The sequence below is a fragment of the Thalassospira sp. MCCC 1A01428 genome (assembly GCF_002115825.1).
Classification (GTDB): Bacteria; Pseudomonadota; Alphaproteobacteria; order Rhodospirillales; family Thalassospiraceae; genus Thalassospira.
Genome location: NZ_JFJZ01000004.1, coordinates 95,309 through 121,526 on the forward strand (window position 1 = coordinate 95,309; position 26,218 = coordinate 121,526).

The 26,218-nt window shown below is 54.5% G+C and carries 22 protein-coding genes; 12 read left to right on the forward strand and 10 right to left on the reverse strand.

The window, feature by feature from the left end; translation table 11 throughout:
* Window positions 1–94: 94 nt before the first annotated feature.
* From THS27_RS04855 to THS27_RS04865, 3 genes are all read right to left on the reverse strand, one after another.
* On the reverse strand, window positions 95–415 hold the full coding sequence (locus THS27_RS04855; RefSeq protein WP_085588430.1) for an AzlD family protein: 321 nt from the start codon (window positions 413–415) through the stop codon (window positions 95–97).
* Window positions 416–418: 3 nt separating this feature from the next.
* Complete coding sequence (locus tag THS27_RS04860) at window positions 419–1,201, reverse strand: AzlC family ABC transporter permease (RefSeq protein WP_085588432.1); 783 nt, start codon at window positions 1,199–1,201, stop codon at window positions 419–421.
* A gap of 88 nt (window positions 1,202–1,289) precedes the next feature.
* Window positions 1,290–2,177 (reverse strand): helix-turn-helix domain-containing protein, encoded by an 888-nt coding sequence (locus THS27_RS04865; protein ID WP_085588434.1) that lies wholly within the window; start codon window positions 2,175–2,177, stop codon window positions 1,290–1,292.
* 403 nt (window positions 2,178–2,580) lie between these two features.
* Between THS27_RS04865 and THS27_RS04870 the strand changes: the two genes are divergently transcribed.
* The 4 genes from THS27_RS04870 to THS27_RS04890 all read left to right on the forward strand — a co-directional run bounded on the left by THS27_RS04870 (window position 2,581) and on the right by THS27_RS04890 (window position 11,156).
* Entirely contained in the window at window positions 2,581–4,998 is a 2,418-nt protein-coding gene (locus THS27_RS04870) for a methyl-accepting chemotaxis protein (RefSeq protein WP_085588436.1), read from the forward strand.
* Between the two features lie 302 nt (window positions 4,999–5,300).
* On the forward strand, window positions 5,301–6,473 hold the full coding sequence (locus THS27_RS04880; protein WP_246832840.1) for an efflux RND transporter periplasmic adaptor subunit: 1,173 nt from the start codon (window positions 5,301–5,303) through the stop codon (window positions 6,471–6,473).
* 1 nt (window position 6,474) lies between these two features.
* On the forward strand, window positions 6,475–9,615 hold the full coding sequence (locus tag THS27_RS04885) for an efflux RND transporter permease subunit (RefSeq protein WP_085588442.1): 3,141 nt from the start codon (window positions 6,475–6,477) through the stop codon (window positions 9,613–9,615).
* Window positions 9,615–11,156 carry an efflux transporter outer membrane subunit gene (locus THS27_RS04890; protein ID WP_246832841.1) on the forward strand — a complete coding sequence of 514 codons (1,542 nt, stop codon included), beginning with the start codon at window positions 9,615–9,617 and terminating at the stop codon, window positions 11,154–11,156. Before THS27_RS04885 ends, THS27_RS04890 begins: the two co-directional genes overlap by 1 nt.
* A gap of 20 nt (window positions 11,157–11,176) precedes the next feature.
* Here THS27_RS04890 and THS27_RS04895 read toward each other — a convergent pair whose 3' ends face one another.
* From THS27_RS04895 to THS27_RS04920, 5 genes are all read right to left on the reverse strand, one after another.
* Entirely contained in the window at window positions 11,177–12,487 is a 1,311-nt protein-coding gene (locus tag THS27_RS04895; protein ID WP_085588444.1) for an arsenic transporter, read from the reverse strand.
* 13 nt (window positions 12,488–12,500) lie between these two features.
* Window positions 12,501–13,226 carry an arsenical resistance protein ArsH gene (arsH, locus tag THS27_RS04900; protein ID WP_085580076.1) on the reverse strand — a complete coding sequence of 242 codons (726 nt, stop codon included), beginning with the start codon at window positions 13,224–13,226 and terminating at the stop codon, window positions 12,501–12,503.
* 2 nt (window positions 13,227–13,228) lie between these two features.
* Window positions 13,229–13,636 carry an arsenate reductase (glutaredoxin) gene (gene arsC / locus THS27_RS04905; RefSeq protein WP_085588446.1) on the reverse strand — a complete coding sequence of 136 codons (408 nt, stop codon included), beginning with the start codon at window positions 13,634–13,636 and terminating at the stop codon, window positions 13,229–13,231.
* Window positions 13,633–13,989, reverse strand: a complete 357-nt coding sequence (locus THS27_RS04910; protein ID WP_085588448.1) for a helix-turn-helix transcriptional regulator — start codon at window positions 13,987–13,989, stop codon at window positions 13,633–13,635. The genes arsC and THS27_RS04910 overlap by 4 nt, the downstream gene beginning before the upstream one ends.
* A gap of 200 nt (window positions 13,990–14,189) precedes the next feature.
* Window positions 14,190–15,422: a methyl-accepting chemotaxis protein gene (locus tag THS27_RS04920; protein WP_168184828.1), complete on the reverse strand. Its 1,233-nt coding sequence runs from the start codon at window positions 15,420–15,422 to the stop codon at window positions 14,190–14,192.
* 657 nt (window positions 15,423–16,079) lie between these two features.
* Here THS27_RS04920 and THS27_RS04925 point away from each other — a divergent pair.
* Complete coding sequence (locus tag THS27_RS04925; protein WP_085588454.1) at window positions 16,080–16,694, forward strand: alpha-ketoglutarate-dependent dioxygenase AlkB; 615 nt, start codon at window positions 16,080–16,082, stop codon at window positions 16,692–16,694.
* Between the two features lie 388 nt (window positions 16,695–17,082).
* On the forward strand, window positions 17,083–18,180 hold the full coding sequence (locus THS27_RS04930) for a LacI family DNA-binding transcriptional regulator (protein WP_246832842.1): 1,098 nt from the start codon (window positions 17,083–17,085) through the stop codon (window positions 18,178–18,180).
* Window positions 18,181–18,239: 59 nt separating this feature from the next.
* Here the strand turns inward: THS27_RS04930 and THS27_RS04935 are convergent, their stop codons facing one another.
* Window positions 18,240–18,986, reverse strand: a complete 747-nt coding sequence (locus THS27_RS04935; RefSeq protein ID WP_168184829.1) for an FCD domain-containing protein — start codon at window positions 18,984–18,986, stop codon at window positions 18,240–18,242.
* A gap of 169 nt (window positions 18,987–19,155) precedes the next feature.
* Between THS27_RS04935 and THS27_RS04940 the strand changes: the two genes are divergently transcribed.
* The 4 genes from THS27_RS04940 to THS27_RS04955 all read left to right on the forward strand — a co-directional run bounded on the left by THS27_RS04940 (window position 19,156) and on the right by THS27_RS04955 (window position 23,172).
* Window positions 19,156–20,187, forward strand: coding sequence for a sialic acid TRAP transporter substrate-binding protein SiaP (locus THS27_RS04940; protein ID WP_085588460.1), 1,032 nt, complete (start codon window positions 19,156–19,158; stop codon window positions 20,185–20,187).
* 52 nt (window positions 20,188–20,239) lie between these two features.
* Complete coding sequence (locus THS27_RS04945) at window positions 20,240–20,815, forward strand: TRAP transporter small permease (protein ID WP_085588462.1); 576 nt, start codon at window positions 20,240–20,242, stop codon at window positions 20,813–20,815.
* Window positions 20,816–20,845: 30 nt separating this feature from the next.
* Window positions 20,846–22,123 carry a TRAP transporter large permease gene (locus THS27_RS04950; RefSeq protein WP_085588464.1) on the forward strand — a complete coding sequence of 426 codons (1,278 nt, stop codon included), beginning with the start codon at window positions 20,846–20,848 and terminating at the stop codon, window positions 22,121–22,123.
* 77 nt (window positions 22,124–22,200) lie between these two features.
* Entirely contained in the window at window positions 22,201–23,172 is a 972-nt protein-coding gene (locus tag THS27_RS04955) for an SMP-30/gluconolactonase/LRE family protein (RefSeq protein WP_085588465.1), read from the forward strand.
* A gap of 39 nt (window positions 23,173–23,211) precedes the next feature.
* Here the strand turns inward: THS27_RS04955 and THS27_RS04960 are convergent, their stop codons facing one another.
* Complete coding sequence (locus THS27_RS04960; protein WP_085588467.1) at window positions 23,212–23,850, reverse strand: DNA-3-methyladenine glycosylase I; 639 nt, start codon at window positions 23,848–23,850, stop codon at window positions 23,212–23,214.
* Between the two features lie 246 nt (window positions 23,851–24,096).
* Between THS27_RS04960 and THS27_RS04965 the strand changes: the two genes are divergently transcribed.
* Both THS27_RS04965 and THS27_RS04970 read left to right on the forward strand, forming a co-directional pair.
* Entirely contained in the window at window positions 24,097–25,230 is a 1,134-nt protein-coding gene (locus tag THS27_RS04965; RefSeq protein ID WP_085588469.1) for an ABC transporter ATP-binding protein, read from the forward strand.
* A gap of 16 nt (window positions 25,231–25,246) precedes the next feature.
* Window positions 25,247–26,203 carry an ABC transporter substrate-binding protein gene (locus tag THS27_RS04970; RefSeq protein WP_085588471.1) on the forward strand — a complete coding sequence of 319 codons (957 nt, stop codon included), beginning with the start codon at window positions 25,247–25,249 and terminating at the stop codon, window positions 26,201–26,203.
* Window positions 26,204–26,218: the final 15 nt, after the last annotated feature.

Consider the following 26,218-nt stretch of genomic DNA (forward strand, 5'->3'; position numbering starts at 1 on the left):
CACTTGCTGCCTTATCAAAAAGCCGCCCGAAAAATTTCGGGCGGCTTTTGTGTTGCAGAAACCTGCAACAGATCGGAAACATCAGGGTTGAGCATCAGGTTCCGATAAAATAGCGACCAAGGGCCACCAGGCCCATACCCGCAATCATGGCGGCAAAAAGGTTGCGGGTGGCGACCATGGCGATCAGGGTTGCTGCTGCCCCGGCCATGCCAATCGCCCCGGCAGAAAGGGCGCTGGGCACCCAGACCGAAATTAAAACCGCACCGGGCAGACGTTCAAGCACATGGGCCCAGCGCCCGGTTTGTGGCAAACGGTCTGCCATTAAAAGCCCGCCCAGACGCATGCCATAGGTCACAACAGCCATGCCCAGAATGGTCAGGATGGCTTCGGGGGTGAAGGTCATGAAATCGGTCATGGGTTATTCTCCGGCGTGCGGGGAAGGGGAATAGGGACCATCGGCGGGGCTAAGGCCGGTTTGCGGGCGTGTTGCATCGTTATTCTGGTTGCCCGGTGTGTCGCCTTTCCACGTTAATGCAGAAACCACTACACCGGCCCCTGCACCTGCCAGAATGGACCATGTGCCAGGCAACAGGTAGTGACCAACAATCGAGCCAATGGCGGCTGCGATCCAGGGCAGCAGGTCGGCCTGGCCTTTCCACATGCCTACCGTCAGTGCGGCAAAAATGGCGGTAAAGGCAAAATCAAGCGCATAAACATTGGGGTCGGGAATACCACCTGCCAGCAAATAGCCCATGGTGTTGCCCGTCCCCCAGACAATGGCAAGAAAAAGGCCGCCGCCCAAAAGGAAACCCGGTATTGGCGTTTCTTCCTGTGCCATGGTCATGGCCCAGTTTTCGTCGGCCACCATATGCATCCCGCAAATTTTAACCCATAACGGGCGACCCCGAAAAACCGGACGAAGGGATGCCCCGATCAGCACATAGCGCAGATTAATGACAATGGTGGCGACAATGATGGTGAGCGAGGGAATGGTTTCACGCCACAAATCGACTGATACGAACTGTGCCGAACCGGCAAAGACGGTCAGGCTCATGAATAACAGTTCACCAAGGCTTAGGCCGCGCTGGGTGGCAAGCACCCCCAGAACCGCGCCAAAAATAAGCGTGCTTGGCAACAGCGGCAGACAGGCAATGGCACCGCGCCGAAGGGAGGCGGCGGTAAAATGCGGAGCGGATGACATGACGTTTTCCCGACATTTCCTAAAGGCATTTATCATTGGAATGATTTATGCCCGCCTTCGCCCGTTCTGATATTGAACGAAATTGCTGTTATCGACGATTGGCGATAAAAATACCGGGGCTAACCCCCCACATGATTTTGAAATGCCGGCTTAAATGGCTTTGATCGGAAAAACCGGTGGCCGCGGCGGTATCGGCAATGCTGTGACCATCAAATAACATGCGTTTGGCCCGGCGCAGGCGCATGTGGTTAAGGTAAGTATGCGGCGGTAAACCGGTGGCATCGCGAAAAACGCGCAATAAATGAAAACGGCTTAATCCGGTAAGTGCCGCCAGTGTTTCCAGCGATATGTTTTCTTCTTGATGGGCCATCATATAATCAATGACCGTGCGAATGCGTTTGTCTTCGGCACCGGGTTGAAAGTCAAACGGCGGGGCATCGGCATGGCGCAGGGCCAGGCGGGCAGCGCTGTATAAAAGCTGGCTGTCGCGTTCGAGGTCGCAGGTTAAATGCCGGGTTTCGGGCAGAAACATGCGGTGCAGTTTTTGCAACTGTAAATGCAGGGCGGGATCGTCGATGACATGCTGGCTGAAAAACGGCAGGCCCTTGCTTTTGGGTGATATTTCATCGACCAGACCGGCAAAGATTTGCGGGGCAATAAACATGATCTGGTAATGATAACCGTCATCACAGGCCGGGCCGCCATCATGTACCTGCATCGGGTTCATCAATAACAACTGACCCCGCCGGGCAACATGGCTGGTGCCGCGTGTCAGAAACTTTTCGGCCCCGTTCAGGATCGTGCCAAAGGCGTAATAATCGTGGCTGTGTTTGGGAAAGGTAAAGCGTTTATAGTCGGCTTCAAACAGGTCAATACCATCCGCTGCCCGCCAGTGGCGCGCATGTTCGCGTGTATAATCACGCGGGTTTTCTGATCGGTGCCGCGCCGCACTGCGCGGTTGGTTTGAACGGGTCATGGGGCAAGTATAACGCGGTTTTCGGGTGCCAGCTTGCACTATATTGATGCGATACAATTTCACCGATGAAACATGAAATGCGCTGTATTTGAAAACCGGTTCGGCGTGATAGCACCGGTACCAGGCAGGCTTTCGTTGCCGGGAAATTCCATATGAATGCACGTAAACTTACGATTCGCCTGAAGTTTAAAGCGCGGATGCGGAAAATATTATTCCTGCCCGGAAGAATAGGTTCGTTTGATGCGTATTTATGCGGAAAAAAGTTCGTTTGATGTTTTTTAGCTGGTCGTTCCGGTCATAAAACGGCTGAAACATGATCTTCATGGAAGTGTTACAAAAACGGCGCCGGTTTGGCTGTAAGTCAACAACCTGAACGTTTTTTTACCGAACCTTCGGAGCCGTCATGTTGTTTGACCGTATTCGCATTAGCCATCGCATTTATGCAGGTTTTTTAGTTCTGGTGTTGATGCTGCTGGGGTTAAGTGCGCTGTCGTCATGGTACTTGCTGGGTTTTGCCGGTGATGCCGACCGCATTGCCAAGCGAACAGAACTGGTCGGTCTGGCCAATGATTACGCCCTGAAGCTGGAACGGCTTTCAAACCAGGTATTGCTGTATGCGCAAACGGTGGACCCTGAAGTTCGCAGCGAGATTGCCACCATTCAGGACAACGCAATTTCCAGCCGCGAAGACCTGACCCGCGCCCTTATTGCGATTGGGGATGATGACAAGGCCAATGACCTGAAGGTGCTGGCGGAAAAATATATTGCCACGCTGGAACCGCTGGTATTGCGTGCCGAAAACATGACGGCATCGGCAGATACCATTTTGCTGGGTGCCAACCAGATGGGCGGTTCATCGTCGGATCTGGTGTCGTTTATCAATAAGCGTGATCCTGAAATTGCCGAAAAATATGGTGATCGCCTGTCGAAGGATAATTTAAGCGCGATTGTGAGCAATCTGGAATACGCCATTGTTCATACGCCCGCGGCCCTTGAAACAGCCCGTAATGCCACGTCGTCGCTGACCGATTTGCACGAGGAAATCAAAACGGCGATGGGGTCGTTAAAGCGCGCGGATAAAAAGCTGTTTTCATATGCTACGCGCGACAATGATTTGTTAAAACAGGGGGCAAACCAGCTGGAAGGATCGTTTAGCGGATTTAGCCAGTCGATGAATGATTTTAAGGCGGCTGTGCGCGAAGTACAAAAAATTACCGGCCAAATCCGTGCGGAAGCGATTGCCGGACAGAATGAACTGGTAGAAGCGGTTCACGGCAAATCCGAAAGCTCGGCCATGACCAATATGGTAGTGGCGATGGTTGGGGCGTTGATTGCCATTTTACTGGCAGCAGGAACCGCAACCAGCATTTTGCGCCCTCTGCGCCGGGTGAATGGCGATATGACCCGCCTTGCCACCAACGATACCAATATTGACCTTGCCGACATTGCCCGCCGTGATGAATTTGGTGTCATGGCACGCACCGTTTCAATTTTTCGCGATAACGCCCTGAAAATTGAAACCATGGCCGAAGACCGCATTGAATTGCAACGCCAGGAAGAAGAAAAACGCCGGGCATCGCTGGGCGGCATGGCCGAAACCATTGAGGGTGAAACATCGGGGCTGGTTGAATCGGTTTCGCGCCAGGTAAACCGGATGCGCGATGCCGTAAACGAAGTTTCCGCCGCCGCCGACCGGGTAAACGGCCAAACCGAGGCCGCAACATCCGCTGCCGATCAAAGCCGGGAACATGCCCAGTCGATTAGTGATGCGGCAACCCGGTTGTCCGGTGCCATCGGGTCCATCGCCGGGCGGGTGGACCGCCAGCGCACCATTGCGCAATCAGCTGTGGATAGTACGCGTGAATCGGCCGCTGCCGTTGATGATTTGCGCACGGTTGCCAGCAGTATTGAACAGATGGTGGACCTGATTCGGGGTATTGCCGCCCAGACCAACATGCTGGCAATGAATGCCACCATCGAGGCCGCACGGGCAGGTGAAGCCGGGCGTGGATTTGCCGTTGTGGCAGCCGAGGTTAAAAACCTGGCCGGTCAAACTGCCGAAGCGACCGAGCAGATTACCACCCATGTTGGGGCCATGGGCAATGTGACCGACCGTTGTGTTGCAGCGATGGAAAATGTGGGTGTTACCGTGCGCGACATGATGGCAATTTCAGATGAAGTTGCCGGGGATGTTAAACAGCAGCGCCGCGAGACAGAAGAAATTTCAATTGCCATTCGGGCGGCCAGTGATGCGGCAAAAAATGTGGGTGATGCGATTCTGGAAGTATCGCGCGATATTGACCATACCCGCAGCCTGAGCCTGGATTTAACCGGACACGCCGAAGACGTAACCGCCCATGTAAGCGAACTTACCCTGTCGTTGAACCGGGCGGTGCGCGATGCTGCCGAAAAAGATGATGGCGATGGCAAGGACCCGCGCGTTATGGCAGGGCGCGATATTCGCGTGACGTTTCATGGTCAGGGCAAAATGACACAAACCAGCCTGTATGACCTGTCGATTGGGGGGATTTCGGTTACCCCGTCGCAGGACTGGGAACGGGGACGCAAAATGGTGGTTGAAATTGCCGGTCTTAAAGGGCGCTATAACGTTGAAGTCATGAGCCGCAGGGGCCTTGATGCACCGAAAATGCGGTTGAAATTTATCGACCCGCTGGAGCAGCGCGGCGATCTGGTAATGTTTGTTGCCCGCATGTGGCAAAAACACCTGACCGACGCCAATGTTATCGTGGATGATGCAGACCGGCTTCGTGCCGAAGTCGCCAATGATTTATATGCCGATTCCCGGCTGATTGCCGGATAACGCCGAACAGTGCCTTTGACGAGTTTGAAATGATGGCTGGCCGGGTGACGATATGTTCGTCGCCCGGCTGTTTTTATGCCAAACGGGTTATTGTGCAGCGTTTGGACATATACGTCATGGTGGGGCCGCATTGGACCGTACAGTTTGATACAATGACGTACAATTTTACACTCGTACATTTTTGCAGTGGGTGGCAGTGTAATTCCAAGGGCGGTTTTCAAAAACCGGACAACGGGTTTTTAATTTCTTTCAAACCTGTTGAGGGGCTTTTCTCGATTTGAATTCAGGGGACGGGACATTCGATGTCACGAATGGTTAGGCTGATTGTGATTTTGGTGGTGGCGGTGGCCATTGGCGGTGGCTTGATTGCCTATCGCGATGGCAAACTGCCGTTCCTGTCTGGTGATGGACCGATTATTGTTCAAAACGAAGCTGGTAGTGGTACTGGGGCTGGCAGCCCTGCCAAACCGGCGTCATCGGGCCCGGCTTTGCCTGTTATCGCCGAACATGCTGTTTTAACTGCTGATAATACGGTGGTCGAAGCCGTGGGTACGGGCCGGTCTGCCATGGGGGTGCAGCTTTACCCGCCCGTCGCAGGCGAGGTTAAAGACGTTCTGGTTCATGCAGGCGACCAGGTGAAACGCGGACAGGTGTTGCTGATCCTTGATTCCGCACGGGAAAAACTGGCGCGCGACCTTGCTGCTGTTCAGGTGCGGGATGCCAAACAGATGCTGGATCGTTACGAAAAAGCCCGTCCCAAGGGGGCTGTCTCCGATAGTGAAGTTGACGAAGCCCGCACCGCCCTGGCCGAGGCGCGCATTCGCCTGGATCAGGCCGGGGTCGATCTGGATGATCGCACTGTTTTGGCCCCGTTTGACGGGATGATGGGTATTCCTGCCGTCGAAGCCGGTGACCGGATCGATAAAACCACCATGATCGCCACACTTGATAACGTTGATAGTGTGCTGGTGGATTTTGAAGTGTCAGAAACCCGGTTTCGTGGTGTGCAACCAGGCCAGTCCTTGCGCGTGGAAACATGGAGCCTGCCTGGCGAAAAATTCGAAGGCGTGGTTGATGCCATTGGCAGCCGGGTAGACCCCGAAAGCCGGACATTTAGCGTGCGCGCCCGTATCCCCAACCCCAGTGGGCGGTTACGTTCGGGCATGTCATTTGCGGTTTATATCGATATTGCGGGCAAGTCCTATCCGTCGGTGCCGGAAATTTCGGTTTTGTGGGGCGATGGTGGGACTTATGTCTGGCGGATCGAAGGCGAAAAAGCCAGCCGGGTGCCGGTGCGCGTGGTCAAGCGGACCAATGGTCGCATCTTGCTCGATGGCCCCGTTTCGCAAGGAGACCTGATTGTGGTGGAAGGGGTGCAGCGACTGCGCCCGGGGCGGAATGTTGCCGCCACCATTCGCGGGGACGACCAGCAGGGCATTGCTCAACGAAGCGAGTCTTCAGACGGGGGCTCCTGATATGTCGGCAAATAACGACATTGCGTCGCTAAGTGTGCGACGACCAATCCTGATTATTGTGATTTCATTGCTGATCATTCTGGCCGGGCTGGCCGCGATGACCGGGGTGGAAATTCGCGAACTGCCCGATATTGACCGGCCTGTTGTTACCATATCGGCGACCTATACCGGCGCTTCGCCCGAAACGGTGGATACCGAAGTTACCAGCGTGATCGAAGGGGCGGCGTCGCGCGTGAGCGGCGTGCAGGATATCAGTTCAACCAGCGAAGAAGGCAGTTCGCGGGTTCGCATTGAATTTTCGCCCGATGTCGAAATTAACGATGCCGCTAACGACATTCGCGAAGCCGTAAGCCGCGCACAGCGCAGCCTGCCCGACGAGGTTGACGATATTCGTGTGGTCAAGGCGGATTCCGATGCCAGCCCGATCATGCGGCTGGCCGTGGTTAGCAGCCGTTTGACCGAAGACGAGTTGGCAAATGTGGTGGAAGACCAGGTGATACCGGCCCTGTTATCAGTACCCGGTGTGGCCGAGGTGAACGAAAACGGCGACCGCGAAAAGGTTTTGCATGTGCGGGTGGACCCGCTGCGCCTTGCCAGCCACGGCTTTTCGATTGACGATATTGCCAGTGTTCTTGAAACCGCCAAATTCGACATTCCGGCCGGCAGCTTTGATTCCAATGATCAGAACCTGTTTGTGCGCGCCAATGCATCGGTGTGGAAACCCGAAGACATCAAGGCGATTTTCGTGCGCGATGGCGTGCGTTTGGGCGATGTCGCCGATATCTATTATGGCCCCGACGATGCGACATCCTATGTGCGGCTTGATGGCCGGGCGGTGATTGGCCTTGGTATTGTGCGCCAGGCGCAATCGAACACCATTTCAATTTCCAAGGGCGTGCGCGCGACCGCCGAAAAGCTCAATACCCAGCTTGACGGGGTTAACGTGCTGGTTAATTCCGACGATGCTGTTTTTATCGAAGGGGCACTGTGGGAAGTGATCCGCAGCCTTGTGCTGGCGGTTGTGATCGTGATCGGGGTTTTGTACCTGTTTTTACGGTCCTTCACCGCAACACTAATTCCAACCGTGACCATCCCCATTGCGTTGATTGGCACCGTGGCCGCGGTCTGGATGCTGGGGTTTTCGATTAATATTCTAACCTTGCTGGCACTGGTTTTATCCACCGGCATGATCGTGGATGATGCGATTGTGGTGCTGGAAAATATTCAGCGGCGACGGCATCAGGGGCTAGGCTCGCTTGCCGCGGCGGTGTTGGGCACACGGCAGGTGTTTTTTGCCGTTGTTGCCACCACACTGACATTGATGTCGGTTTTTGTGCCGATTTCGTTTTTGCCCAGCACGGCGGGCCGCCTGTTTCGCGAATTTGGCTTTGTGTTGGCGGTTTCGGTGGCGATTTCGTCCTTTGTGGCGCTGTCGCTGTGCCCGCTTTTGGCATCGCGCCTGAAGCATATAGACCCGGAAGCGCCGAAAAAAGGCGATGGCAAACTTCATTTGCTGGATCGGACCGGCGACTTTTTTTTCGGGCTGTATAAACGCATTCTCGACCTGGTGCTTAAATTTCCAGTGATGACGGTGATTGCCTCGATCATTGTGGCAGTGCTGGCGATTGGGGCGTTCAAACTGGTAAAGCAGGAATTGCTGCCCGATGAAGACCGGGGCCGGTTGCTGGTGTCGCTGCGTGGGCCGGACGGTGTTGGTATTGATTATATGGACCGCCAGGTTGAAGCGGTTGAAAACATTTTGCGGCCGATTGTAAACCGGGGCGAAGCGCAGAACATTTATACCATTGTCGGGTTTCGCGATAATAACCGCGCCCTGGTTATTGCCAGTCTTTCGCCTTGGGAAGAACGCGATCGTAGCCAGCAGGAAATTACGGCATCGATCCGGGGGCAATTAAATGCCCTGCCCGGTGTGCAGGCCTTTGTCTATCAGCCCAATTCATTGGGGTTGCGTGGCAGCAGTTCGGGGGAAAGTCTGGAATTTGCCCTGACCGGGACCAATTATCACAATCTGGCGGCCAATGCCCAGGCAATGCAAAAGGAACTGGAAAAGAACTACCCCAATATTACCGGTATTCGGGTGGGGTATCAAACCACCCAGCCGCAGTTGCTGGTGAATATTGACCGGCAGCGCGCCTTTGATCTGGGTGTGTCGATTGACAGCCTTGATACCACCCTGCGCGCCATGATTGACGGCTACGAAGTAACCGATCTTTCGGTCGATGACACCACGGTGCCGGTAAAATTGCGCAGCAGTGCCGGGGCCATTAACGACCCGTCGGATCTTGATAACCTGTTTGTGCCGGGCAAAAACGGGCGGATATTGCCGCTATCGTCGATTATTCACCTGGATGAAGAAGCGGTGGCATCGCAGCTGGACCGCGAAGGACAGCAACGCGCCGTAACGATAACAGCCAATATGACACCGGGTTACACCCTGCAACAGGCGGTGATTGATATTCAAAATGCCGCTAAAACCGTTGTGCCCACCGGAACAGGTTTGTTGTTTCTGGGGGATGCGGCGGCATTGGGCGAAACATCGCATGATGTTGTGATTACGTTTCTGGTTGCGGTACTGGTGGTGTTGCTGGTGCTGGCCGCCCAGTTTGAAAGTTTCATGTCGGCATCGGTTGTGGTGTTAACTGTGCCGTTTGGATTGGCTGCCGCGATTTTTGCACTCGTGATCAGCCATACATCGATCAATATCTATAGCCAGATCGGGCTTGTGATGCTGGTGGGGCTGATGGCGAAAAACGGGATTTTGGTGGTGGAGTTTGCCGACCAGTTGCGCGATCAGGGAAAATCGGTGCGTGATGCCATTCATGATGCCGCCATGATCCGTTTGCGACCGATTATGATGACGATGATTTCAACCGTGCTGGGCGGGTTGCCGCTGGTGCTGGGCACCGGGGCCGGGGCCGAAGCCCGCGCTGCCATTGGCTGGGTTATTTTTGGCGGACTGGGTTTTGCCACGGTGTTTACCCTGTTTTTAACCCCGGTTTTGTATTTGTTGCTGGCCCCGCTGGTGGCAGCCCGTGCCGATGGCGGCCAAAAACTGGAAGACGAACTGCGCATTGCCCAATCCATTCCCGACAGGGATGAATATGAAGGGAGTGCCGGGTGATGCGGATGCGTTCAGTTTTGATGTTAAGCCCGGTTTTGGGATTGTCGCTTTTGGTTCTTGCGGGCTGTGTCACCAGCGGGCCGGAATATGTAGCGCCGCAATTTGACTTAAAGGCCACCTATAGCCCACAGGTGCCACAAATAGCGGACCATAAACCCGACCTGACCCGGTGGTGGCAAAGCACATCGGACCCGGTTTTAAGCCAGTTGGTAAAAGACGGGATTAACAACAATATCGACCTTAAAATTGCCGCCAGCCGCATTGCCGAGGCCCGCGCCGTTGCCCGGGGTGTGCGCGGCGATAATGGCCCCAAGGTGACCGCATCGGGCGGGGGCAGTGCCGAACGGCAATGGTCGACCAAGGAAGATGGTAATTATCAGGATGATTTTGGCGCAAATGCGGGATTTAACCTGTCTTGGACGGCGGATTTGTGGGGCGGGCAGGCGCGCGAAGGCCAAGTGGCCGAGGCCGATATTTTGCAGCAGGTTTACCTGCGTGAAGATGTATATCGCACCGTTATTGCCGATATTATCCGGAATTACATCACGCTCCGGGGGACCCAGCAACGCCAGCTTTTGCTGCGCAATTCGCTCGATTTGCAGCGCCAGACCCGCGACATTGTTGACTTGCGCGCGCAGTCTGGCCTGGCGTCTGATCTGGACCTTTCGCGCGCACGGGCCGAGGTTGCGGATATCGAGGCGACCTTGCCGGTGTTGCAAACCAGCATCGACCGCTCGATCAATGCGATTGCCATTTTAACCGGTGCCCAGCCCGGCACGTATCGCGATGTATTAAGCCGGGCCGATGCTTTGCCTGAATTTGACAGCGCCCCGCCCATTGGTGTGCCTGCCGATTTGCTGCGCCGTCGCCCCGATGTGCGGGCCGCCGAACTGGGCCTGATTTCGGCAACTGCCGAAATTGGGGTGCAAACAGCAGATCTTTACCCGGAACTTACCTTGCAAGGCAGCCTGTCGATGGCGGCAACCGGGTTTGGCACCGGGCCAATTGTGCGTACCGCCCTGGCCGCGATCAGTGCGGTGATTGATGCCACCCTTTATGATGGCGGGGTGCGCAAGGCCAACATCACCGTGGCCGAAGAACGCGCCCAGCAGGCGTTTTACCAATATCGCCAAACCTTGCTGGCCGCGATCAGCGATGTTGAATCGGCGATATTTGGTTATGTCGGCGCGGTGTCGCAGCGCGACAGCCTGATTTTGGCAGTTGCCCATCATCGACAAGCGTTTGAACAATCGCGGGTGCGTTATACGCAAGGCCTGTCAAACTTCCTTGATGTGCTTGATGCGCAACGGACCCTGACCAAATCGGAACAGGATCTGGCCGATGCCCAGACCAGTCTGGAAATTGAAACCATTAATCTTTATTCCGCGGTTGGGATGGATGCCGAGCAAGTGGACAAAATGGCGGAAACAACCAACCGCGATAGCGCGCCGTTTGATCCGTTTTTTGTCACACCAACGCGGGCTGCCGCCCAGCGCAGCCCAACATCATCGTCCCCGGCAACACATGATGTTGCCGGGTAACGCGAAATCGACATTCGCTATTAAGGCGCGGATATCATTGGCAGCCAGACCGCCAGTGCCAGCAGGGTAACAAACAGCACCGGTGTTGTGATGACAGCGCCGACTTTCATGTAATGGCCCCAGCTGATTTTGTGGCCTTTGCCCGCCAATACATGCAACCACAACAAGGTTGCAAGGCTGCCGATGGGAGTAAATTTTGGCCCCAGATCATTGCCAATGACATTGGCGTAAACCATCAGCTGTTGGGTTAAATCCGCGACATGAACCTGATCAATCGCCAGCGCGCCGATCAGGGTGGCGGGCATATTGTTCATGATCGATGCCAAAACAGCAGCGGCAAAGCCGGTGCCGATGGTGGCAACCACGTTGCCTTGTGTTCCCAGCATTGCCAGAATGCCCGATGCCCAGCTGGTGAGCCACGCCTGACCCAGCCCGTAAACCACCAGATACATGCCCAGTGAAAACAGCACAATTTGCCACGGCGCATTTTTAAGAACATGTGGCAGGGAAATAACCGCTTTTTGTTTGCGGGTGAACCAGCGCCCGGCTATGGCGATCAGGATCAGCGCGGCAAGGCCCATGACCAGCGAAATGGGAATATCCCAGTGCGCGGTGATAAACAGGGCCACCAGCAAAATCGCAATAATGGGAAAGGCCGCATAAAAAACCTGATGGTCGCGAATGGCGTGGCCGGGTTTTTCCAACCGGTTCAGGGCGTAGCTTTGCGGAATATCGCGGCGGAAATACAGCCATAAAACCAGCAAGGTAGCCAGCAAGGAAACAATATCGACGGGCACCATGACCTGGGCATAACGCGAAAAACTGACATCGAAGAAATTGGCGCTGACGATATTGACCAGATTGGAAATCACCAGCGGCAAACTGGTTGAATCGGCAACAAAACCGGTGGCGATGATAAAGGCCAGTGCGGATTTTTCGCTAAATTCCAGCCGGGTTAAAATGGCAAGCACAATGGGGGTAAGCAACAATGCCGCCCCGTCATTGGCAAAAAACGCCGAAATTGCCGCACCCAGAATGATAATGAGCGGAAATAACAACCGCCCGCTGCCCTTGCCCCAGCGGGCAATATGCAAGGCCGCCCAGGCAAAAAAGCCTGCTTCGTCCAGAATAAGCGAGATAATGATCAGCGCGACAAAGGTGAATGTCGCATCCCAGACAATATCCCAGACAATGGCGACATCGCCCCAGTTTACAACACCCAGCGCCAGGGCCACGATGGCACCGGCCATCGCACTCCAGCCAATGCCAAGGCCACGGGGTTGCCAGATCACCAGTGTAAGCGTGACCGCAAAAATCAGCAGCGCAAGCATGATTGTTCCTTGATCAGAGAGAAGGTTGATTAACCCGGCGCGAAAGTTCTTCGGCGGTTTCAACCCGTTCGGAATAACGGTCGGTCAGGTAAGGGGTGCGGTGGCGGGTCAACCAGGTGAATTTGACCAGTTCCTCGCACACATCGACAATACGGTTATAAAGCGGGGAGGGTTTCATCCGGCCATTTTCGTCAAATTCGTTAAACGCCTTGGGCACAGAAGATTGATTGGGGATGGTTACCATCCGCATCCAGCGGCCAAGAATGCGCAACTGGTTTACGGTATTAAAGCTTTGGCTGCCGCCAGAAACCTGCATGATCGCCAGGGTTTTACCCTGTGTTGGCCGCACCCCGCCCAACGATAGCGGGATCCAGTCGATTTGCGCTTTCATTACCGATGTGATGGCGCCGTGGCGTTCCGGGCTGACCCAGACCATGCCTTCGGACCATTCGGCCAGGCCGCGCAATTCATGCACCTTGGGGTGGTCGGCACCGGCATCATCGGGCAGCGGCAGGCCGGTGGGGTTAAAGGTTTTAACGTCGCAGCCAAACCATTGCAGCAAACGGGTTGCTTCCTCGGCTACCAGCCGGGAATAGGACCGGTCACGCAATGAGCCATAAAGTACGAGGATGCGCGGCGCGTGGCGGGGGCCATCGGCCCCGGCAAGGGACGAAAAATCAACCGGCTGCATGTTCGCGGCCTCGATATTGGGAAGATCGGTTAAAGCGCTGTCTGACATTATTAGGTCGGCGCGTTAAAGGAGACCGTTTCGCCGTCTTCCTTGGTAAATGTTGTGATTGGGTTGGGCAAAAGGCCCAGCACCAGCTCCGACGGGCGGCACAGGCGCGTGCCCATTTCGGTCACCACGATGGGCCGGTTGATCAGGATGGGGTGGGCCAGCATGGCATCAATCAGCTCGGCATCGGTTTTGCGATCATCTAGCCCCAGCGCGTCATAGGGGGTTCCTTTGCGGCGCAGCAGATCGCGCGGGGTGATGTGCATGGCGGCAATCAGTTCCACCAGCTTTTCGCGTGTTGGCGGTGTTTTTAAATATTCGATAACATGGGGTTCTTCACCGGACTGGCGCATCATGGCCAAGGTGTTGCGCGATGTGCCGCACTCGGGGTTGTGATAAATCAGCGTGATCATGTTTTCGGGTCCGTTTTACAGGAAGGGGCAGGGGATAATTTCTGCAACAGGGGGTGGCACAGTTCGGGGTGGCCCGCACAGCAGTCATTGACCATAAAGCCCAGCATGTCGTTCATCCGGGCAAGGCTGGCGCGGTAAATGATTGAGCGGCCCTGACGTTTCGAGACGATCAGCCCTGAGCGCGATAATACCCCCAGATGCGATGACATTGTGTTGTGGGGCACATCAAGCAGCCGGGCCAGCTCGCCCGCAGGCAGGCCGTTTGGTTCATTGCGCACCAGCAGACGAAAGGCGTCCAGCCGGGTGATCTGTGACAGGGCCGTAAAGGCATCAATGATTTCATTCGTGTCCATATGTCCAATAATATGGACATATGGACACGCTGGCAAGATGCTTTTTTAAAAATGCCGGTAGCACGGAAAGTTTGGCGATTGGCCTATATAGTGTGCGGGGATGTGAAGGCCGGAGGCACCGAAGGGGGCCTTGAAACTACGAACCCCGCCAACGAAAACATTGGCGGGGTTCGCATAGGGGCGAGTTTGATGGCTAAAGATTACTCGGCGTTCTTTAGCAAACTCTTAACCTGGTTATAAAGAGTCTCGGAATGGCCTGACAAATCGGACGAGAAGCTGGCAAGGCGGCCAGCCTGGTCCGATGCCTGATCGGCCAGCGCATCAAGATTGCCAAGGTCGCGTGAAATGACATGCACGCCATTGGCGACTTCCTGAATATTAACCGTAATTTCCTGCGATGCCGAGCGCTGCTGCTCAACAACCGCGCCCAGATTACCGGCAATTTCCTCGTTTTCCTCGATCACGGTGCGGGTATCGCCCAGTTCGTTGACAACCCGGCTGGTATTGTCGCGAATGGCGCTGATGCGATCGGTGATTTCCCGGGTTGAGCGCGCCGTTTGTGTCGCCAGCGTTTTAACTTCGTTGGCAACCACGGCAAAACCTTTGCCGGCATCCCCGGCCCGCGCGGCTTCGATGGTGGCATTCAGGGCCAAAAGGTTGGTCTGGCTGGCGATGTCCTGAATAATTTTCACAACCGAGCCAATTTCATCAACAGCTTCGCTTAGCTGGTTCATGACCGAACCGGTATGGTCCATTTCCTTGACAGCACGGTTGGCGATTTCGGTCAAACGGTCGATCTGGCTGGAAATTTCATTGATCGACTGGGTCATTTCTTCGGAGGCCGAAGCAACGCGCTGGGCGGTGACAGCGGTATTATCGGCAGCCCCGCGCACGGAACCGGCCAGATCCGCACTGGTTGCTGATGTCTGGGTAAGTTCACCCGACAGCTTTTTAAGGGCAACGGCGGAATTGCTGACTTCGCTGGAAAGATCAACGCAGCTTTTACCCATCGTGACTTCGTCGGTGATGATATCAGCAGAAAGGGCATAACCATTGGGGGTGCCATCATCATTTTTCATGACCGTGATGGCTATCAGGATGGTGTCTTCTTCAATGCGGACGCGGTATTCCAGCGGTAAACGGTTAAGCGAGCGGCCAATGTTGCGAAATTTGTCCTGCCCCAAAACGCGATGCAGATCATTGATGCGTTTGCCTTTGGCCGATGCGGCGGCTTCACCACGACCCGAATAGATCAGTTCACCAAAACCATAGGACATATAACGCACAACCCCATCCAGGTCGCAGGCAAGCAGACGGCTGGGAATGGCATTGAGAATGTGTTTGTAAAGCAGCGCTTCTTCCTGCTGCAGGGCCTGCGCCTGTGAAAGGGCGGCCTGGTTTTCGGCGATCTGGTTGCGTTTCGACAGAAACATTTTATTCCCCCTGTTAGAACCTTCAGCAGCCATTGTGATGGCTTGCTGTCTGGCGACTTTCCCCCGGAACCCCTGCCTGCATTATTGGCATCCAAAGTTGAAAAATATCGTAGCCAGAATATGTATGTCGCGGGATTTTGGGCGCGATATCAAATGGAAAAGAAAATTGCCTGCGAAGCACCTTCCGAACGGGCGGTGTGTTCTGTGTTTAGGGAATAGTATTTATAACCTTACGTATGTGTTTTGCGACAATTTTACCTGTAAATTTGGACGGCAAGAACGACAGGCCTGCCGAATCGTTTTCGCGGCGCGACATAAGGAGTCGCATGATGGACGGTGTCGGTATTGCGACGGGTTTTAGCCCGAAAGCGTGCCATAATGGTTTTGCTGTCTGCGTATAAGATAATGATAATGAATGGTTTATTGATTTTTGTTCATTAATAAATATGGCGGGCGGAGAAAACTCGTGCCTTGCCAGGTTATGTGAAATGTTTCGGTGAATTGTTTTTGCGGTGCTGGATTGTCAAATTATTGCGCTGCAATATGAAGGACATCACCCCCGGCAGGGTCGTATGGCAGGTCAATACTTCAAATTTCGCGCAAAACCTCCTAAACCTTTGTTATGGAAGTTGCCCATTCCAGCCAGGAAAGAACGGGATGATACGCGATCTGTTTGCCGACCAGCCACCACAAAACATTCTGCCATGTGATGGCGAGGCATGGCTGTATCGCGATGTGTTGCCAACCGCCGAAGCCGACCGGGTGTTTGAGCGCTTGCACGCAGCCCTGAACTGGCAGCAGGAAACGGCGTTTATTATGGGGCGGGATGTTGCGGTGCCGCGTCTGACATCGTGGTATGGCGAGGTTGCCTATCGTTATAGCGGTGTTTATCACCCGGCTGCCCCGTTTCCCAAGGTGCTGGTACCTTTGCGCCAACTGGCGGAAGAAAAATCGGCCCACACTTTTAATACCGTATTGTTGAACCTGTATCGTGACGGGCGCGATAGCGTTGCCTGGCACGCCGATGACGAAGATGTATTGGGTGAAAACCCGGTTATTGCCAGCCTGTCATTTGGGGGGGAACGGCGTTTTCACATGCGCCATAAAACGAATGGCGAACGGGTTAACATTGATTTACCCCATAATTCGCTGCTGGTGATGGCGGGTGCGACCCAGCATCACTGGGTTCATCAAATTCCCAAAACGGCCCGCCCGGTATCCCCCCGCATTAACCTGACCTTCCGTCAAACCGTTGCCGATCGTCGCAGTTAACGCCTTGTGCCGTGATGCCCTGCCATATATCCCTCGCACCGCTATATTATGTGGCGGGTCGTATGTCTTTGCTCAATCACGAAGGGCAGGCCCGGGGCAATGTGATGGTTTCCTGTTTCATGCGGACATCATTTAAGGGCATGGGTTTTTGAACCGACGCAAAAAAAACCGCCCCAATCGGGGCGGCAGGATATCGAAGTGCAATACGAGATTGCCGGGAAAACCGCAAACACCAACAGCGCGCGGCATGGCAAATTGCAAGGGGCAATTCGCCGGGAAGAACCGGAATGAATCGATTCAATGAATGCATTGTGGCGATGCAATGTGGCATCTGTCAATATTATGTTGAACCGATTCAAAAAAATGTCATCGACTATACGATTGTGTCATGCAAAATGACGCAGACAAACCGGGGGAATATCGGCTTATGGGAAAACGGGTTCGACTGGTAGATGTCGCCAGGGCTGCGGGCGTATCCCAGGGAACAGCGTCGAATGCTTTTGGCAAACCGCATTTGGTGCGGGATGAATTGCGCGAAAAGATATTGGCCGTTGCAAGCGACCTTGGCTATCGCGGCCCACATGTGATGGCGCGTATGTTGCGCACCGGCAAGGCGGGTGCGCTGGGCGTCGTTTTCCCCGATAACCTTGAATATGCCTTTAGCGACCCGGTGGCGATTGAGCTGTTACGCGGCATTGGCCGGGAATGTGCGCGACAGGCCGTAAACATGATGATCATTTCGGCCGAAAATCAGGAACAGGCGGTATCCGCGGTGAATAACGCGGCGGTCGATGCGTTTCTGGTGCATTGTTATTCTGACAATAATGAAATTATCGCGGCCATTCGGCGGCGTAATCTGCCCATGGTTGGTATTGATACCGATATTGTGGGGGCGACGGCGACGGTTGTACTTGATGATTATGAAGGGGCGGCAACAGCCGCCCGGCACTTGCTGGAATGCGGGGCGCGCAAATTTGCCATTTTATCGCTTCAGGCCGACGAACAAGGGCAGTTTGGTTTGATGGATGCCCGACGGCGCGGTTCGGTTAGTCATCGTGTGGTGCGCGAGCGGCTGGCCGGGTATCACGCCGCGCTGCGTGATGGCGCAATTGCGGTTGCCGATATTGTGCATATTGAATGCGAAAACCTGTCGGAAAATGTGCGCGCGCAGGTGGTGGCACTGATGGCTGAATTTCCCGATATTGATGGTATTCTGGCAATGTCCGATGTCATTGCTATTGGCGCCCTGGAGGGATTGGCCGATATTGGCTGTGCCGTGCCAGGCCAGGTGCGGGTGGTGGGGATTGATGGTGTTGCACGCGGTGCCCGCACCACACCCCCACTGACCAGTGTGGCGCAAAATTCGGTTGAAAAAGGCCGGATCGCTGCTGAACTGGCACTGGCGGGCGAAGATGTGGCCGAGCCGGTTTTGCTAAAAACGCGATTGCTGGTTCGTGGCAGCAGCACAGACACAACTGTTTCCTGATCGCAAGGTGGCTGACGAACCCGCCATGCTTATCCGTCGTTCCTCATGAAATTGTGTTTTTATGCTTCGATAATTGCTTTCATCCGCCAGTAACGTTCTGCAACGGCGGTCAGGTGGTCCTCCATCGCCTGTTCGGCTGTTACCGGGTCGTGGGCGGCAATTGCGGCATAGATTTTTTCATGCGCCTGATAGGCCGTCCGGTTACCGTCCAGCGATTTGGCCGAAATATTGCGCTGATCGTCTAGCCATTCGACAACACCGGTATAAACGGCCGTAAAAATGGGGTTGCCCCCAATTTTGGCAATCGCGATATGGAAGGCCTCGTCGCTGCGCAGGAAGGCTTCGGAATCGTCCTGGGAATCGCGATTGTCATCTAGCAATGCGCGTAAAACCTGCAAATCCTTGTCGGTGGCTTGCTGTGCTGCAATTCGCACCAGCCCGATTTCCAGTAACGCGCGCGCTTCCTGAAAATGATGAATCCCTTGGGCATCGGCAAGAAGCAGGCGTGCCACCCCCGATAAATCGTCGATCATGGCCTTGGCGGTTGGTTCTGCAACCCGGGCTTTTTCGCCGTTGCGCACCACTACCAGCCCCATACGCGATAGCAGGGTCAGCGCCTCGCGCACGGCAGAGCGCCCGACATCGAACAACTCCATGAATTCCCGTTCAGATGGCAGCGGATCACCTGGTTTGTAATTGTCACGAATGATGTCTTCGATTTGCAAGGCGACCTGCTCGTGCAGGCGTTGGCGCTTGACCCGGCGTTCCGGCAATGCCTTGCCAGAAGCGGAAACCGCTTCATTCATCTTCGTTTTTCTGCGTGTTTTCATCTCAAACCTTCAGGTCTCTTCTTTTGCCTGTTGACCTATCTGATAGGTCGCTGTTAGTGTAGCTCAAACGCCACTGGTAAACCAGCGGGACATGCGAAAAATACAAGAAGTATGACGCAGATAAAAAATAACACAGGAGGAATTCATGTCGAAAGAAAACCGGAACGGGTCTGTTAGGGGTGTTGGGCGGCGTCAGTTTTTAAAAGGGGCCGGGATGGCGGCCGCGGCAACCTTTGCTGCGGGCAGCTTTAGCACCCGGGCCTTTGCCGCAGCCCAGGAGGTAAAATTTGCTCATATCTTTAATGATAGCCAACCCTTCCATAAATGGGTGTTGTGGGCGTCTGATCAAATTCTTAAGAAAACCCAGGGTCGTTACAAAATCAGTGTGTTTCCGTCATCCTCGCTGGGGGGCGAGGTCGAGATTTATCAGGGTTTGACCCTTGGTACGATTGACATGGGCTTTACCGGCAGCCCGACGGCCAGCCGTGCCTATGGGCCGATGGCATTGATCAGCGGGCCTTATATGTTCCGCGATTTCGATCATTGGGCCGCCTATCGCGACAGCGACATGCGCAAACAGGTAACTGCCGAATTCAACACGCGCTCGAACCTGAATGTTGTTGGCACGGTTTATTACGGGCTGCGCCATGTCACATCGAACAAAAAAATTGCCGAACCCGATGATATGAAGGGGCTGAAGCTCCGCGTTCCCAATGTGCCGCTTTACCTTTTGTTCCCGCGATCGGTCGGTGCCAACCCGACCCCGATTGCCTTTTCCGAGGTTTATCTGGCCCTGCAACAAGGTGTGGTCGATGGTCAGGAAAACCCGTTACCAACGATTTTTGCCCAGAAATTCTATGAAGTTCAAAAGCATATCGCGCTGACCGGCCATATGATTGATACTCTGGTCGCAATGACCAGTTCTTCGTTGTGGTCGCAGCTTTCAGACGAAGACAAACAGATATTTTCGCAGGTTTTCGATGAAGCGATGGCGAAATGCACCGACGAGGTGCGTGCTACTGAAATGTCGCTGATCAATGATTTCAAGACAAAATACAATGTCTCGGTTGATGAGGTTGATCGCGAAGCCTTCCGCAAAAAGATGATCCCGGAACTGACTGGCGACAACGTGCCGTGGAGCAAGTCCGATTATGAAAAAGTCCAGTTGATCACCTGATTATGGTGCTCAATGGTACGAGATCTTTTGGGAATGTGCCGGGGTAAAGAAAATGGACGACAAAAAACGCACACCTGTGTCCTCGCTCTTTGAGCGGGGGCACCCCGAACCGCCATTTGCGATATCGGGTGAAACAGACGGAATAACCGTTGTTAAGGATGCGCCGGTACCCCGCCTCGGGGTCGAGGATATGGTGGGGCTGGGGTTTTTCTGGGTAACCGGGGCGGTTATTTTTTTGCAGTTCTTTACCCGTTATGCCTTGAACGATTCCTTTGGCTGGACCGAGGAAATTGGCCGCTACCTTTTGATCGGGATGACCTTTATCGGGGCGGCAGCGGCGGTCAGGCGTCACGCCCATGTCAACATGACCTATTTTCATACGATTGTTGCCGCCCCGGTCCGCCGTGTGATGCACGCGCTGATTGACCTGTTCAGCATCGTCATCCTTGGGGCGCTGACCTATTTCGCGATCAAGCTGGCCAATGCGATGGGCAATCAGCCCATGACGTCCATCAATATGTCGATGGGGATTGTTTATTGGACTGTCGCTGTTGGCATTGGCGCGATGACCGTGCGTACGCTTTTTATTGCGCGCCGTAATATCAGGCAACGCTACAGCGAACGCTGAACTGCGCCACGCTTTTCGGGAGACCTTCCGTTGATTATTCTTTTGTTTGCTGCGTTGGCGGTGTTCATTTTTCTGGGCTTGCCCATTGGCCTGTCACTGGCGGGATCGTCGCTGATTTATATTCTGGTTTCCGGACATATTCCGGGGCTGGTGGTTATTCACCGGATGGTCGGTGGTGTTGATTCCTTCCCTTTGCTGGCCGTACCGTTTTTTATTCTGGCGGGGAACCTGATGAATTCGACCGGGATTACCGAGCGGATTTTTGGATTTGCGACCGCCGTTGTGGGCTGGATGCGCGGAGGCCTGGGGCATGTGAATGTCGGGGCTTCGGTTTTGTTTGCCGGCATGTCGGGGGCGGCGGTTGCCGATGCCGGCGGGCTGGGGGCGATCGAGATCAAGGCAATGCGCGATGCCGGCTATGATACCGACTTTTCAATCGGGATCACCGCCTCATCCTCGACAATCGGGCCGCTTATTCCGCCCAGTTTGCCGATGGTGATTTACGGGGTTCTGGCTTCGGCCTCGATCGGGCAGCTTTTTGCTGCTGGCATGGTGCCGGGTCTTTTGATGGCTGCCGCCCTTATGGTGATGGTTGCCTGGTATGCGCGAAAGCGCGGTTACACCCCGGCCAACAGGTTTGCCTTGCGGCTTTTGGCCCATAGTTTTTCGCGCGCCTTTCTGTCGCTGATGACGCCGTTATTGATTGTTGGTGGCATTTTGCTGGGTATTTTCACCCCGACTGAAGCTGCAATTGCCGCCGTTGCCTGGGCCTTGTTTCTGGGGACCGTGGTTTATCGTAACCTGAGCTGGAAAAGTTTTGTCGCGGTCAGCCGGGAATCGATGGAAACCACCGTTGTGATCCTGTTCGTTGTCGCCAGCGCGTCGATTTTTTCGTGGATTTTGACCGAAAATCGCGTGCCCGAGCAATTCGCCCACATGATTTCGATGACGACCGACAACAAGATCGCAATCTTGCTGCTGATCAATCTGATCCTGTTTGTGGTGGGCTGTTTTATGGAAACGGTGGCGGCAATTACAATTCTGGTACCGGTTTTGTTGCCACTTGCTGTTGGCGTTGGCGTTGATCCGGTGCAGTTCGGCGTGATTATGGTGCTAAATTTAATGATCGGCCTGTTAACGCCGCCGGTCGGCATGGTCCTTTATGTGCTTGCCAAGGTTTCCAATGTCACCTTCGAGCAATCGGCGCGTGCCACCATGCCCTTCCTCGTTCCGCTGTTGATCGTGCTGATGCTGGTTACTTTTGTGCCCCAATTCTCGATGTGGCTGCCAACGGCTTTGTATCGTTAGGCGCATATTAAAGCCTTGTTATAAATTGTTATTTTGTCATCACGTCCTTTGCGTGAGTTTGCGAGGTTACCCGAACCATGTCATTTCCAATCGATCCGTCCCGGTTAACCTATCTTGGTCAGGGGCTTGAACGCCCGGAATGCGTTTTGGCCACAGCGTCGGGATCCGTTTTTGTATGTGACTGGCGCGGCGGCATCGTCCGGTTGGGCGCGGATGGTCAGCAATCCTTTATTGGCGAGCCAAAAGCACCAGGTTCATCCGCACTTTTGCCAAATGGCATTGCCCTGATGCGTGACGGGTCGTTTCTTGCTGCCAATCTGGCCGATAGCGGTGGTATTTGGCGAATAACCCCGGACGGGCAGGTAACGCCCTTTATTACCAAGGTCGATGGCGAACCACTATTGCCCTGTAATTTTGTTGCCCTTGATGCCAAAGGCCGGATTTGGGGCACGGTTAGTACCCGGTTACAGCCACGTACGCGCGCCAACCGGCTTGACGCAGATGACGGTTTTGTTTTTGTCGCCGATCAGCATGGTGCCCGGATTGTGGCGGATGGTTTCGGGTTTACCAACGAGGTCGCCGTCGATCCGGCAGGGGAATGGCTTTATGTAAATGAAACGTTTGGTCGCCGTCTGACGCGATTGGCATTGCGCGCAGATGGCACGCTGGGAAAGCGCGAGGTCGTGGCAAGCTTTGGTCATGGGACGTTTCCCGATGGTTTGACCTTTGACAGCACCGGGGCAATCTGGCTGACCAGTGTTATTAGCAATCGGCTGATCCGGGTGGTCCCTGGCGAGGATCCGCAAATTTTGCTTGAAGACAGCGATCCCGAACGGGTTGAGTTCGTCGAGGAGGCATTTCTTGCCGGTCGTTTTGGCGCCGAACACATGTCGGAATCGCGGGGCCGTTTCCTTGCCAATGTTTCCAGTGTGGCATTTGGCGGGCCCGATTTACGCACAGTTTATCTGGGCTGCCTTCATGACGGGAAAATTGCCAGCTTTCGCTCCCCTGTGGCCGGGATGCCGCCAGTGCATTGGAATTGGGGATAGGATGACAGCGGCAGGGCGGGCAGGCTGACATCTCGGGTTTCAGGTGCCTAGATCGCGGTACCGGTAACAGTTTGTAGTGTGATCCATGATCAGGCCGGTTGCCTGTAAAAATGAATAGATGATGGTTGATCCCACAAACCGCATACCGCGTTTTTTAAGGTCTTTTGACAGGGCGTCACTGACATCGGTGGTAACGGGAACGTCGCTGTGGTTCTGCCAGTGATTGACGATGGGCGCACCGCCGACAAACCGCCAGACATAGGCATCAAAACTGCCAAATTCCTCGACGATTTTCAGGAAAACACGGGCATTGCCAACGCTGCTGGAAACTTTTAACCGGTTGCGGATGATGCCGGGGTTTGCCAGTAATTCGGCCTGTTTGGCATCGTCATAGGCGGCGACTTTTTGCACATCGAAATTATCATAGGCCGCCCGGTACTGCTCGCGCCGTGATAAAACCGTCAGCCAGCTTAATCCCGCTTGCGCCCCTTCCAGTATCAGCATTTCAAAAAAATGCCGGTCATCATGTACTGGCGTGCCCCATTCGTGATCGTGATAGGCAACATAAAACGGTTTATCGATATGGGTTAACGCCCATTGGCATCGCGGCGGTTCTGCATTTGCAGCTGGTGCAGGTGTACCAGCCGGAGTGTTGGCCTGTTTTATGCTGTCGGTCATGGATGGGCCTTGGTTGCGGGCAATGGACAGGCAGCATAGCAATATTTGGGGGTCGGAACAGGGCCTAATTCACGATTGTTCAACCCTTTAAACGGCCGGGTTGCCCAAATGTTGTGCAATTTTGCCTTTTGGGGTGGAGTGACATAAATGTGCAATGAAAATGCAACCGAATATTAAAAATTGAAATAAATTCGGCGTGATAAATCCTTGGGCGGTCAATAAATTACAAAAGTCCGTTCGCCCCCCATGGTCAATGCTGAAAACCCCTCCCTGCAAACCGGTTCCCCGGTAATTGCGACCGGCGTTTCACAACGTTTCGGCAGCAATACCGTACTTAAAACCATTGATTTAAACGTCGCCCCGGGCGAGGTAGTTGCCTTGTTGGGGCCGTCGGGCTGTGGAAAAACAACCTTGTTGCGGTTACTGGCCGGGTTATCGCGCCCAACCACCGGATCAATCCATATTGGTGATCAACTGGTGGCCGATGCCGGCGGCGGAACGTTTGTGCCGCCCGAGCGCAGGTCGATCGGCATGGTATTTCAGGATTATGCCCTGTGGCCGCATATGACAGTGGCACAAAATGTGGGCTTTCCGCTGGAAATGCAAAATGTTGGCAGTGCCGAGCGCGATACCCGCATTGCCGAAGCCCTTGGCATGGTTGGCCTGGCCCATGTGGCAGATCGTCAGCCCGGAACATTGTCGGGCGGGCAGCAACAACGTGTGGCGCTGGCACGTGCGATTGTATCGCGGCCACGCCTTGTTTTGTTTGACGAACCTTTATCCAACCTGGACCGTGAATTACGCGAAAGCCTTGTGGTCGATATTGCGTCCTTATTGCGCAAGCTGGGCATGACAGCGGTTTACGTAACCCATGATCACGGCGAAGCCTTTGCCATTGCCGATCGTGTCGCAATTTTGCACAGCGGCAACATTTTGCAAATTGACGCACCGGAACAACTGGTCGGCAATCCGTCTTCGCCCATTGTTGTCGATTTTTTGAAACTGGGTTTGGTATTGCCCGCCGACGTGCAGGGGGGCGATTTAATGATCGGCGGTGGGGCGCGTCGATTAAGCCCGCCCGCCGGGCTGGTAAACGGCAGCCGATCAGGCCAGTTGTTTTTGCCAAGGTCCGCTCTTTTACCGTCAAACGGTGGAAATCGGGTCGCTGCCGGACATGCCATAAGTGGCACCGTTGTACATAGCATGTTCCGGGGGGATGGCTATGCCGTGCAGATGCGCTTTGACAACGATATTTCGCTGGAAATGTTCAGCACGACACGCCTGGGCGACGGCACCATCCATGACCTTGATATTTCGTGGGACCGGGCTTTCTGGTTTCCGCATGAAGACGTGCAGACCGACCATACACATAACGCGTAAAATGGGGATATCTACGATGAAAAGCTTTAAGACTGCTTTGCTGGCCGGTTTTGCTTGCCTGGCACTTTCCGGTACGGCCATGGCGCAAAGTGTTACCGTGTACACCGCTGGCCCGGGTAGCCTGATTGAAAAACTGGCTGCCGGTTTCAAGGATGAAAGCGGGATTGATGTAAACGTGTTTCAGGCAACCACCGGCAAGGTGATGGCGCGCCTGGAAGCTGAATCCTCGAACCCGGTTGCCGATATTGTTATTTCGGCATCGTGGAAAACCGCCACCAGCTTTGCCAAAAAAGACATGCTGCTGGATTACACCAGCGCCAATGCCAAAAACGTTCCTGACTTTCTGAAAGGTCCGGGTTATGTCGCGCAGGGCATTTCGGCCCTGGCCATCGCCTGGAACCCGAAAAGCGGCACGCCAAAACCGGAAGACTGGACAGACCTGACCAAACCGGAATATCGCGACCTGATCACGATGCCCGACCCTGCACAGTCCGGTTCGGCCTATGAACTGGTAGCCGCCCTGACAGCACAGCCGGATCTGGGCTGGAAACTGTTTGAAGGTTTGGCTGAAAACAAAATGATTGTTCCCGGTGCCAATGCCCAGGCTCTGAACCCGGTTTTGCAAGGTGCCAAGGCCGTTGTTTTTGGCGCAGTTGATTATATTGGCCTGGCACAGGCGGCCAAAGGCGAATCCATCGAAGTGGTGTTCCCGAAAAGCGGGACCGTGATTGCCCCGCGTCCGATGATGATTTTAAAAACCTCGGCCCATCAGGACGATGCCAAAAAATTCATCGATTATGTATTGTCCGATGCCGGTCAGGCACTGGTTGCTAAAACACAGCTGATGCCGGCCCGTTCCGATGTCAAAGCCGACCGTCCGTTGATCGCGGATCTGAAAATTCTGGAAGTTGATCCGAAAACCGACCGTAAGGCTGTTCTCGATCGCTTCACCAAAACCTTTGGTCTGGAATAATAGGCCCGATGTGCG

Coding starts and splice junctions, on each gene's coding strand:
- THS27_RS04885 (WP_085588442.1), top strand. CDS start 6,475: ATGTCGGCAAATAACGACATTGCGTCGCTAAGTGTGCGACGACCAATC.
- THS27_RS04870 (WP_085588436.1), top strand. CDS start 2,581: ATGTTGTTTGACCGTATTCGCATTAGCCATCGCATTTATGCAGGTTTT.
- THS27_RS04860 (WP_085588432.1), bottom strand. CDS start 1,201: ATGTCATCCGCTCCGCATTTTACCGCCGCCTCCCTTCGGCGCGGTGCC.
- THS27_RS04895 (WP_085588444.1), bottom strand. CDS start 12,487: ATGCTTGCGCTGCTGATTTTTGCGGTCACGCTTACACTGGTGATCTGG.
- THS27_RS04970 (WP_085588471.1), top strand. CDS start 25,247: ATGAAAAGCTTTAAGACTGCTTTGCTGGCCGGTTTTGCTTGCCTGGCA.
- THS27_RS04890 (WP_246832841.1), top strand. CDS start 9,615: ATGCGGATGCGTTCAGTTTTGATGTTAAGCCCGGTTTTGGGATTGTCG.
- THS27_RS04945 (WP_085588462.1), top strand. CDS start 20,240: ATGGACGACAAAAAACGCACACCTGTGTCCTCGCTCTTTGAGCGGGGG.
- arsH (WP_085580076.1), bottom strand. CDS start 13,226: ATGTCAGACAGCGCTTTAACCGATCTTCCCAATATCGAGGCCGCGAAC.
- THS27_RS04880 (WP_246832840.1), top strand. CDS start 5,301: ATGTCACGAATGGTTAGGCTGATTGTGATTTTGGTGGTGGCGGTGGCC.
- THS27_RS04940 (WP_085588460.1), top strand. CDS start 19,156: ATGTCGAAAGAAAACCGGAACGGGTCTGTTAGGGGTGTTGGGCGGCGT.
- THS27_RS04865 (WP_085588434.1), bottom strand. CDS start 2,177: ATGACCCGTTCAAACCAACCGCGCAGTGCGGCGCGGCACCGATCAGAA.
- THS27_RS04955 (WP_085588465.1), top strand. CDS start 22,201: ATGTCATTTCCAATCGATCCGTCCCGGTTAACCTATCTTGGTCAGGGG.
- THS27_RS04920 (WP_168184828.1), bottom strand. CDS start 15,422: ATGTTTCTGTCGAAACGCAACCAGATCGCCGAAAACCAGGCCGCCCTT.
- THS27_RS04935 (WP_168184829.1), bottom strand. CDS start 18,986: ATGAATGAAGCGGTTTCCGCTTCTGGCAAGGCATTGCCGGAACGCCGG.
- THS27_RS04960 (WP_085588467.1), bottom strand. CDS start 23,850: ATGACCGACAGCATAAAACAGGCCAACACTCCGGCTGGTACACCTGCA.
- THS27_RS04855 (WP_085588430.1), bottom strand. CDS start 415: ATGACCGATTTCATGACCTTCACCCCCGAAGCCATCCTGACCATTCTG.
- THS27_RS04910 (WP_085588448.1), bottom strand. CDS start 13,989: ATGGACACGAATGAAATCATTGATGCCTTTACGGCCCTGTCACAGATC.
- THS27_RS04965 (WP_085588469.1), top strand. CDS start 24,097: ATGGTCAATGCTGAAAACCCCTCCCTGCAAACCGGTTCCCCGGTAATT.
- arsC (WP_085588446.1), bottom strand. CDS start 13,636: ATGATCACGCTGATTTATCACAACCCCGAGTGCGGCACATCGCGCAAC.
- THS27_RS04925 (WP_085588454.1), top strand. CDS start 16,080: ATGATACGCGATCTGTTTGCCGACCAGCCACCACAAAACATTCTGCCA.
- THS27_RS04930 (WP_246832842.1), top strand. CDS start 17,083: ATGCAAAATGACGCAGACAAACCGGGGGAATATCGGCTTATGGGAAAA.